The organism is Bacillus sp. GZB, assembly GCF_001975995.1.
In the GTDB taxonomy this organism is placed as follows: Bacteria; Bacillota; Bacilli; order Bacillales; family Bacillaceae; genus Bacillus; species Bacillus velezensis.
In genome coordinates this window covers 989,886-999,946 of the sequence record NZ_MTQG01000017.1, presented here as the reverse complement: position 1 = coordinate 999,946, position 10,061 = coordinate 989,886, and the positions used below count along the sequence as shown (strand labels likewise).

Sequence of the window (10,061 nt, the reverse complement as noted above, 5' to 3'; positions counted from 1 at the left end):
GCGTCCGGGCAGTGACCGCCGCCTCACGAATGCCGTCGATGCGCCGGATCGCCGCTTCGATTTCTCCCGGTTCAATCCGGTAGCCGCGGACTTTCACCTGTCCGTCTGAACGGCCGAGCCATTCGACAAGGCCGTCTTCTGTCCAGCGTGCGATATCGCCCGTCTGATACATGCGCTCTCCCGGATAAAACGGATCATCGAGAAAACGCTCCTCCGTCAGCTCGGGCCGGTTCAGATAGCCGCGGGCCACCCCTGTCCCCGCGATGTACAGCTCTCCTGCCACGCCCGCAGGCTGAATGGTTCCTCCGCTATCTAATACATACAGACGGGCACCCGGAACGGGTTTTCCGATCGGAAGCCTTGTCCGTCCGCTGTCCCGTTTTCGGTCACAGACGTAAAACGCCGCATCAACCGTCGCTTCTGTCGGTCCATAGCCGTGAATAAGCATGGTCTCCGGCAACAGATCGGCAAACCGGGCAGCCGTAAGTGGGGAAAGAGCTTCGCCTCCGGCAAACACGCGTGTCAGTGTTCTGCCGAGGCGTGTTCTTGTTTCCTCAGGCTCCGTTTCCAGCGCGTCTAAAAAGCTGTTGACCATTGCCGGAATAAAATGCGCAGTCGTCACCTTTTCTGAGGCAAACGCTTCAATCATCCGCACAGGATCTTTCTCCCATCCGGCAGGAAGCAGATACACGGAGGCGCCTGACATCGTCCACCAAAACAATTGCCAGATGGAAGCATCGAAAGAAAAGGATGATTTCAGCACGATAATATCCTCTTCCGTTAACGGAAACTGCCCTTGCATCCCTGATAAAAAGGCGGCGGCCTGACGGTGTTCAACAGCTACTCCCTTCGGTGTTCCCGTCGAACCGGACGTATAAATGATATAAGCGAGCGAATCAGCATCCGCTTCTTCAGAGACAGCCCCTGTCTCCGTCTCGCCTGTCAGAGAAGAAAGAGACACTTCTAGCGTTTCTCCGGAAAAACCGGAAACGGATAATCCCGGCTGTGCAAGCAGGAGACAAGCGCCGCAGTCATCGAGCATATAGCGCAGCCTGTCCTCAGGATACTCCGGGTCAAGCGGCACGTAGGCGCCGCCCGCTTTTAACACGGCAAGCACTGAAACCACCATCTCCGGCGAGCGTTCAGCGAGTACGCCGACCATACTTTCTTTGCGGATGCCTTTTTGGCGGAGCCGAACGGCGAGCCTGTCCGTGTACTGATCAAGCTCGGCGTACGTCAGCATACCGCCCGGAAAACGGAGCGCCGGACGATGCGGCGAAAGCTCGGCGCGGCGGGTAAACAGCCCGTGAAGCGTCGGGGCCGGCGGTTCAGCCGTTTCTGTACGGTTAAACGCAGTTAACACCCGTTTCTTTTCTTTTTCATCCGCCATATCAATATGCCGAATCAGCTGGTTTGGATTTCTAACGGCATTTTCAACGATCGTCAGCAAATGAGTTTGAATTCGTTTAATCGATGTTTTAGTAAATAAAGCGGATTGATAATCAAAATTCAGCTCAATCAATCCCGTATCTGTCCGCTCCTTAATTAAAATGGACAGCTCATTTGCCGTATGCCCGCTGAAAAACATCGCCGTTTCATAATCGAAACCTTCTGCCTGACGCCACGCGAGAGGCTGGTATTGCATCGAAATCCCGATGATATTTTGCAGGTCGTGATGAATCTGCCTTAATTCATTGACAAAAAGATTGTAAGGATATTTCTGGTGCCGCATAACAGACAGCTGCTCTTTTCCTACGCTGCGGACAAAGGACAGGAACTCCGCATCAGGATCTGCCGTCATTCTGATCGGCAGTGTGCTGACGAACATGCCGAGCATATCCTTTTCGAGCCTGGAGCCCCGGTTTCCGTAATAAGTACCGATGGCAATATCCTTTTTAGCCGTCAGACGGCTGATGCATATGTATAACGAAGCCATAAACAGAGAGATGATGCTGACATTATGATCTTTGCAAAAACGCCGGATTGATTGTTCTAAGGAGTGGGAAAGAGTGATTGTATCTCTTGAAGCCGCAGTGCTTTGTCTAAGATGAGAGGTTCGTTCCGCCAGTGAAAGGTGTTCCGGAACGGTTCGGTATGTTTCAGTCCAAAATGAACGGTCTTTTTGAAAACGGGAAGACTGTAAGTATTGCTGTTCTTTTTCCATGTAGCTGAGATAGGAAGGGCTTTGGTGTTCGGCCAAATCCTCGCTTCGCATGATTTTTTGGTAGATTTCAATGAGCTGATTGCCAAGCAGATTGAGCGAGATGCCGTCCATAATAATATGGTGAAATTTTGAATAAAGCCAAACTTCTTCGTCTGACATGACAAGCAGAGTAAATTGATACAGCGGTGAATGAAACAGCTTGAACGGAACACGCGTCTGTTTGTCAATCCATGCCTCCCGCTCTGATTGATCAATATGAGTAAAATCAACGGTCTCTAAAGAAATCGGCCGATGCCCGGCCAGATACAGCTGGGGTTCTGAGCCGTCCCCTTCCGTCAGTTGAAACCTGAGCGAATCATTTTGCAAGATAGAGAAATCTAAAGCACGGCGCAATACGTCAAAGTCGATATTCCCCCTGAATTTGACGCACGCCGCGAGATTGCAGATACTTGTGCCCGGCTCGAGCAGCTCTGTAAACCAGACTCTTCTTTGGGCGTGAGTTAAAGAATAAACAGTGTTCTTCAATGGAATCCCTCCATTTCAATTTAAGAGGATAAGAAAGTGAAATAATTACAATTAAAATTCGACAGCATATGACTAAATCATCCATATAGCATTATTTTAAAACATATTTTAGAAATCACAATAAAAAATTAAATTTTCTCTAACATTTTTTAGAATATAGTATATATTCCTCACTTCATTTATTCATTTCTATAATCTTTATACCATGTAAAACGGTATGTATGCACACTGTAAACTGGTTCTTAAACACTATAATAAGGAATAAAATGTATAATTAATTGCACTTTTAAAAAGGTTTTGCCTTCTGAAAAGAAGTTTTACGTTTAAAAATGAAAAATCGGTGTCATGTAAAAAAAAGGAAGTATATTGCCGTATTACTTTTTGAAAAGATTGATTCATAATCGCAATATAATGTTTTACAGACATCAAAAAAAGCCGAATCCTCTAAGGATTCGGCCCTTCTTATTGATTTGCCAGCACGACTGCGATTTTGTCTTCAATGTCTTTTCCGTCATCTTCGTCAAGCAGCCCGTTTTGAAGCACGGAAAAAATAAGCGTATCTCCTGTTTTTGTGTCTGCATAGCCGGCAATCGAACTGACTGATGTTAGTGACCCGGTTTTCGCTTTAATTTTGCCTTCCGCCGGGGTGCCCTTCAGCCGATTACGAAGGGTTCCTCCCGTCATTCTGTCGCTTGCGCCGGCGACAGGGAGCGAACGAAGGAAAGCCGGGTACCACTTTTCTTTCTGAACCGCATACAAAAGCTCTCCGATTTGGCCGGCGGATACGCCGTTAATATGAGAAACGCCGGATCCGTCTCTTGCAATCAATTCATCCGGATTCAGCCCGAACGATTTGAGCTCCGATTTCATCACGTCCAAGCCCTCTTCCCAGCTGCCCTCCCCTTTTTTCACTTTTCCCATTTCCTTGATCAGAATTTCGGCGTGCCCGTTGTTGCTCAGTTTCATAAACGGGATCAATAATTCTGAAAGAGGTATGGATGTACGGAATGTGACAAGCTGGGTGCGGTGCGGCATTCGCCCTGTTCTGACTTTCCCTTTTACAGTTATACCTTGTTTAGTAAGCGCTTGTTTCCATAAATCTAAAGCATAGGACGACGGGTCCCACACTGCCGCCCATTCTTTTGCCTTTGCCGAGCCGGCAGGTATGGTTCCCTTTATCGTAATCACATTGCCACCGTGCTCCCGTTCAACCGTCAATTCTTTCTTTTCATCAGAAGCGACGGTTTTCACTTCATTTTTCACACGAACGATGTCCGTATGGGGGGAAATCGAAATGCGCGGCTTTTTACCAGGCTGTTTCGCCGGACTGATTTCCGCAATCACCGTTCCGGTATCATAATCCTCATTTGGGGAAGCGGTAAGAGCTGATACTTGCGCGCCATAATATTGGCCTTCATCGCTCCACGGAAGATCAACTGAATACCTGGTATCGTCATACCACGAGTCATCCCCGACCAGATCTCCTTTAATGACATGGATGCCCCTGGCTTTGACCTGTTTAGCCATCTTCTCAAAATCAGAAACCAATAGGGTCGGATCACCTTTTCCCCTGAAATAAAGGTTTCCGCGCAACTGTTTTCCTTTTACGGCGCCGTCTGCCCGTACTTCTGTCTTAAAGGTGTAATCTTCTCCGAGAACGGAAAGCGCCGCAGATGCCGTCAGCAGCTTCATCAGTGATGCGGGCCTAAGCCGCATATCTTCCCGGCTGCCGAACAGCACCTCCCCTGTTTTTGCTGACCGGACACTGACGCCCGCTGAAGCCCCCTTTAAAGCAGGCTCTTCATCCAGAATGTGTTCCAGCTCTTTTTGCAAAGTATTTTTTTGTTCAGCCGCCTTAGCCGCATCATCAATATAAGGAACTGCGGCAATGATCAAAAGCAGAATCACCGCGCTCAAGCGTTTCACATATGTTTTCAATGTTATCCCGCCTCTTTCCTATTCTTCGTCATGCAAAATGGTGATCCTGGATGACGCAGCCGCTTCTTCGCCCGGTTTCAGAATCTGAAGCCCTGTCAGTGATGCAGGCTGATTCAGATTAAATGCATCTGTAACGGAAGTATAAGGCTCAAGACTGACAAACCCCTGCTTTCCGTCACCGTTATATACCACCCAATGCTTGAAAGACGTGTCTGCCTGATACAAAACGGATAATTTCTCATCCGGATGATAAATAACAGCTTCGTTATTGCCGCCGTTCCGTCCGGAAGAAAGAAAAACATCGTCAAACTGTTTATTTTTCAAAGACATCCCATGACGGAACGCTTCTTTATCAGGCACATCCAATAAACGGCCCGTCGGCACGAAACGTTCATTTAATTCCCACATGCGGTCAGCCGTCAAAAATAGACGAGAACGCTCTTCATTGAAAACAAAAGTTGAATGATAGCCGAGCCCCCAAGGAAAAGCCTCCGTTCCCTTGTTGATAATCAGCGCCCGCTGCGTAAACACATTGTCTTTTAATGTATAGGTCATCCGGACAATGACATCGTGCGGAAATTGTTTGTGAACACGGGGAATCTTTGAAAGATCAATTTCTGTTTCGACTGTCATTCCATCCCCCTCTTCTTTCGCTGCCGCCGCTTTCCAATGCTGATTGTGAAGAAAGCCGTGAATATGATTATGTTTATCCTCTTCGTTTATCTCAAATTGATACGCGCGGCCGTCAAAACGAAACGTCCCATCCGTAATCCGGTTCGGCGGGAATAAAACGGGAATGCCGTACAGCATCGGTTTTGCGCGGAATTGCTCCGCAGTTTCCGGTTCTCTAAGAAGCCGCATACCGGTTCTTTTATCCCGAAGCGATATGACATTTGATCCCCACTCCGGCACAATGATGCATTCAGCCTGATCAGTCTCCGCTTTAATGGCTGAAACCCCTAAATAAGTCGTATGTTCAATCGTCATAAGCACCTGCCCTTTCCTTGTTTTCTAGCATGTATAGGAATTCCATTTTCTAAACTCATTTTCCTTCTCTAAAAAAACATCGCCCGTATGAACTGAGCGATGTGCGGTAAAACCTTATTGAATCAGCCGGGTAATCTGTTTTTTCTTCCATACAAACCGGTAATATCCGTATTGCAGCAGCAGGCTGACGACAAAAGCCGCCGGATAACCGACCCAAATGCCGAGAATGCCGAGATTTGTATAATGAGAAAGAATAAAGGCCACAGGCACTTCAATTCCCCAAATCGCAAAAATGCTGATAATCGTCGGCCATAACACCGTACCGCTCGCCCGCATTGTCGCTGAAACGATTTGAGCGTGACCGAAAATCAGATAGCTCCAAAGGGTAATCATAATCAGATTGCGGGCAATGTGGAGTGTATCCTGATCGGTTAAAAACAAAGCCAGTATCTGCCGGGAGAAGGTGTAAATCAGCACAATCAACACCCCGCCAATTAAATAATTCAGGCCGATGCCGACTTTGATGACCTGTTTCAGCCGGCCGAATTGATTGGCGCCAATGGATTGGGCGGCAAAAATTGAAACGGCGATACCGAGGCTTACCGCCGGCATCTGCACATAACTCGCTACTTGGTTGACAACCCCGTAAGCAGCCGTCGCGTTTGATCCGTAATGATTGACAAATGAAATGACCGCAATTTCAGAAAGTGACACGAGAATCATATTGATGCTCGACGGAATACCGAGACGGAGTAAAAGCGCAAGCAGCTTTTTGTCCATTTTAAGAGAACGGAGCGCAGTCCGGTCAAATGCCAATGGATGTTTCCTTTTCCGCAAATAAACCATGAGTACGATAAATGTCACGATGTTTGAAATTACGGTTGCATACGCCGAACCGTAAATGCCGAACTTCGGAAGTCCGAAAAGCCCGAGAATCAATAAGGGCAAAAGCCCGATGTTTATGACTGTACTGACGATTAACGTATAAAACGGAGTCTTTGAATCTCCCGTTCCGCGTAAAAATGTCGTATACGCAAAATATAAAAACATCAGCGGCATTGCGCAAAACAAAATGCGCGCATATCGGACACTGACATCTATTACGTTTTCCGGCGTTCCCATCAGCCGCAGAATATCAAGCGTAAACACACTGCCGACAACTGCCAGAACAACACCGATCATAAAGGTAAAAGTCAGTGTAGTGCCGACAATCGCCTTCATCCTCTCTTCGTTTTTCGCGCCGTAAGCCTGCCCGATTAGAATGGAACTTCCCGAACCGATTCCGATCGTAAAGGAGATCAGCAGAAAAAACAGCGGAAAAAAAGACGATACGGCGGCAAGCGCATCGACTCCGAGCCACCTTCCGACAAATACCATTCCGACCAATTGGCCGACAGATTGCAATACATTGCTTAAAAGCAGCGGCACTAAAAACAGTGACATCGATCGCCAGACAGACTGGCCGCGGCCTTCCTCTGTTTCTAAATGATCTTGTACTTCCATATGTAGGACTCCTTTTTTGATTTTCTTCCATTTTATTATTCAGCAGACAGCTTGTAAAAACCTTTTGTTCAATGAAACTCTTTATCTTTTTCTCACGTCTTACATGGAAATAAACCATAAAAATAAAAAGTCCGGAAAATATTTCTGAAAAGGTATTGTAATCTTACCGTAATTATTGTAACATTTGTAACATAAGAGAAAGAGATTGATTGAAGGAGAGATTATATCATGAAAAAATGGCTATTATTCCTCACTACTATTACATTGATTCTGTCATTGGGCACTGCGGCGACCGCAAAAACTTCACCTAATGACCTTACACAAAAACAAGCACTTCAGCTGGCTCTGTCAGCGAGAGAACATTTCTGGAACACAATGAGCGGCGGTGCGCTTAAATCAAACGCAAATTGCACATCTGAACCGTTTGAATATCAAAATCTGCAATATGTATTTATGTGCAAAGACCTCGGAACAAAAGCGAAAGCCGTAAAATATCTGACACCCGCTTTTACAAAGCAAGCGATTGACAAAGGGTTCAAAGATTACCACTTCACTGTAAAAGACGGCAAATTGGCTGTTCCTGTCGGCGACGGAGATAACCTCCTGAATTGGAAAAAAGCAAAAATGACTCTTCTTTCTAAAAAAGGAAGCGCTCAAACATACCGCTTCACTGTACCGACTCTTGACGGTTCTCCGTCAGCAAAACGTGATGTAACATTCGTAAAAGAAAACAACGCTTGGAAAGTCAATCAATTTGATGCTGTCATATAAGAAAAAGCCCGCTTGCTTACAGCGGGCTTTTTTCACATCATTTCCACGAGATTCTTACAAAATATTCAACTCAAAACCCCCTTGTATAACAAAGGGGGTTTTGTTTTACCGACATTATTAAGCTGCACCTATCTCATACAAAAAACGCTCTAGGAGAACGTACAATATACCTCTATATACGTTGATATATAAGCTTTTTTAACAATGCTTGTGCTAAATTTGTGAAAAATATTTTAAGTGTTTTTATCTGTGTGAATTTCGAATTCTTAAAGATATTTATTTTACTCCGAGTTTCAACGTGGTAAAATTTTGAATAACACTTTATCGCGAAAGGATATGAGCATGAAAATCTTTGAAGCAACCACCCTGCTTTCTGCCGCTAAACAACGCGCAAACGAATATAAAGAACTCCGCGGCCAGATGGTTAACCTGAAAAAAGCATTTCAAGGCATGGCTGATCTCGGTGACGGCGATTTCTCTGGCCGGGGCGCAGATAACATCAAAGCCTTTTTCCAGGACCACGCCGGCGTCACAGACAGCTGGCTTGATCTGATCGATATGAAAATCGCATTTCTCACAAGCCTTCCCGGCAAAGTCGAAGACGCAGGCCTTTCCGAATCTCATGTAGAAGAATCTTTTCTGGAGCACGAACTCACCCATGCCCTCAGTAAATCAAAGGCGATTATGGAAGAGCAGAAAAAGGACATGCGCTCCATCCTCGGAGAGATCGAAGACATCATCTCGCTTGATCTGTTTTCAACCGAAAACACGGATCAGAAGCTCTCTTCAGCTGACAAAAAAAGAAGCGAAACCATACATAAGCTCGGCAAGCTTGATCACGATTTAACGAAAGAATACGCAGAAACCGAAGCGAACGAACAGTTCATCCAAGCTGACTTCCAGCAGCTTCAAAACGCCACGGGCAAAGGAAAAAGCGCAACTCCGCTTCATTACAATGCCAAGGCGTACCGTGAAAGCGACATCCATAAGAAAAAAGGCGAGATTGCTAGGCATTCGGATGCTTACCTTACGATTAAGAAAGAAGAAGCAAGAGAACGTGAGGTTGAAAAACTAAAAGAAAGGCTAAACAATTTCGACTATGCGAATGCCGATGAGTTCTACTCAATGGCTAAAACAATCGGCTATGAAAACCTGACAAAAGAACAGCAGCGTTATTTCACTCAAATTGAAAACACGCAAGAACTCACAGACGGTTTCAAAGGGGTTGCAGTCGGCCTTTATGATGTTGGGAAAGATACTGTGTTAGGTCTGAAAGACCTCGCTGTCGGCGCCTGGGACTTTTATCAGCTCTCTGATGAACAAAAGGTTGTTAAAACGATTTCTACCGTATTGAATACTCCGTCTTACGCAAAAATCATATGGACAAACCTAGCCGATTCGTGGAATGATCAAATGGTGAATGGTGATACGTACTCTCGAGCGCACTATGTCTCCTATGCGGTGGGCAGCCTTGTCGGCCTGAAAGGTGTGGGCTCGACGGTTAAAGTATCAAACAAACTCGCAAAAACAGGCTTCTCCAAGGTGGGAAAATTATTGGAGCCTGGCGCTGCAAGCCATGTACACACAGGAATAAAAAACGGAACAGACTATATCAACTCTTTATTGAAAAATAAAAACGAACCTGCCCTTGTTGGAATAGCAAAAGATATTGAAAACACCCATAATGTAAAAAACACCCCGCTTTTAAAGAAAGAAATTCAAAAAAAGCAAGATATGCTGACACAGGCCGCGCCGTTCACACATAAAGATGCCTTTGGAAATACAGTAACAACTAACTTAAAAAATGGTCATTTAAAAAATGATGTGCATCCTATAACAGGTATACCCTATGATAAAGATGGTTTTCCAATATTTGAGTCCGTTGCAGAAGTGAAAATTGATAAGTCATTATATCTTGAAAAAGATACTGTACAGTTTAAAAAAGCAACCGAACTCCTGTTGCAAGAAATCAACAAAAATCCCGAGTTGAAAAATCACTTTACAGAAATGCAGTTGAAGCAAATTTTAAAAGGGAAAAAACCAAAAGGGTTTACGTGGCATCATCATCAAAATGAAGGTATAATGCAGCTAGTTGATTCAGATATACATGGTAAAACAGGTCACACTGGTGGAAGAAACATCTGGGGCGGAGGTTCCGAATACAGATAAAAGG

The 10,061-nt window shown here is 45.4% G+C and carries 6 protein-coding genes; 2 read left to right on the top strand and 4 right to left on the bottom strand.

The window, feature by feature from the left end; all coding sequences use genetic code 11:
* The 4 genes from BXO87_RS16160 to BXO87_RS16140 form a co-directional block, all read right to left on the bottom strand.
* The coding region (locus tag BXO87_RS16160) for a non-ribosomal peptide synthetase (protein ID WP_139337732.1) at nucleotides 1-2,689 on the bottom strand (2,689 nt) is incomplete at its 3' end.
* Nucleotides 2,690-3,151: 462 nt separating this feature from the next.
* Entirely contained in the window at nucleotides 3,152-4,627 is a 1,476-nt protein-coding gene (gene dacB / locus BXO87_RS16150) for a D-alanyl-D-alanine carboxypeptidase/D-alanyl-D-alanine endopeptidase (protein ID WP_038458240.1), read from the bottom strand.
* 18 nt (nucleotides 4,628-4,645) lie between these two features.
* A complete protein-coding gene (locus BXO87_RS16145) occupies nucleotides 4,646-5,614 on the bottom strand; it encodes an aldose 1-epimerase (RefSeq protein WP_014418075.1) in 969 nt (322 codons plus the stop codon).
* 114 nt (nucleotides 5,615-5,728) lie between these two features.
* On the bottom strand, nucleotides 5,729-7,117 hold the full coding sequence (locus BXO87_RS16140; RefSeq protein ID WP_038458243.1) for an MATE family efflux transporter: 1,389 nt from the start codon (nucleotides 7,115-7,117) through the stop codon (nucleotides 5,729-5,731).
* A gap of 228 nt (nucleotides 7,118-7,345) precedes the next feature.
* On the opposite strand from BXO87_RS16140, the gene BXO87_RS16135 reads away from it, so the two are divergent.
* Nucleotides 7,346-7,888 (top strand): IseA DL-endopeptidase inhibitor family protein, encoded by a 543-nt coding sequence (locus BXO87_RS16135; protein ID WP_038458246.1) that lies wholly within the window; start codon nucleotides 7,346-7,348, stop codon nucleotides 7,886-7,888.
* Nucleotides 7,889-8,230: 342 nt separating this feature from the next.
* Nucleotides 8,231-10,057, top strand: coding sequence for a T7SS effector LXG polymorphic toxin (locus tag BXO87_RS16130; protein ID WP_038458249.1), 1,827 nt, complete (start codon nucleotides 8,231-8,233; stop codon nucleotides 10,055-10,057).
* Nucleotides 10,058-10,061 lie beyond the last annotated feature (4 nt).

Bases quoted from the DNA above. Each gene is read 5' to 3' on its own strand.
- BXO87_RS16145 (WP_014418075.1), bottom strand. From the start codon at position 5,614: ATGACGATTGAACATACGACTTATTTAGGGGTTTCAGCCATTAAAGCG.
- BXO87_RS16130 (WP_038458249.1), top strand. From the start codon at position 8,231: ATGAAAATCTTTGAAGCAACCACCCTGCTTTCTGCCGCTAAACAACGC.
- BXO87_RS16135 (WP_038458246.1), top strand. From the start codon at position 7,346: ATGAAAAAATGGCTATTATTCCTCACTACTATTACATTGATTCTGTCA.
- BXO87_RS16140 (WP_038458243.1), bottom strand. From the start codon at position 7,117: ATGGAAGTACAAGATCATTTAGAAACAGAGGAAGGCCGCGGCCAGTCT.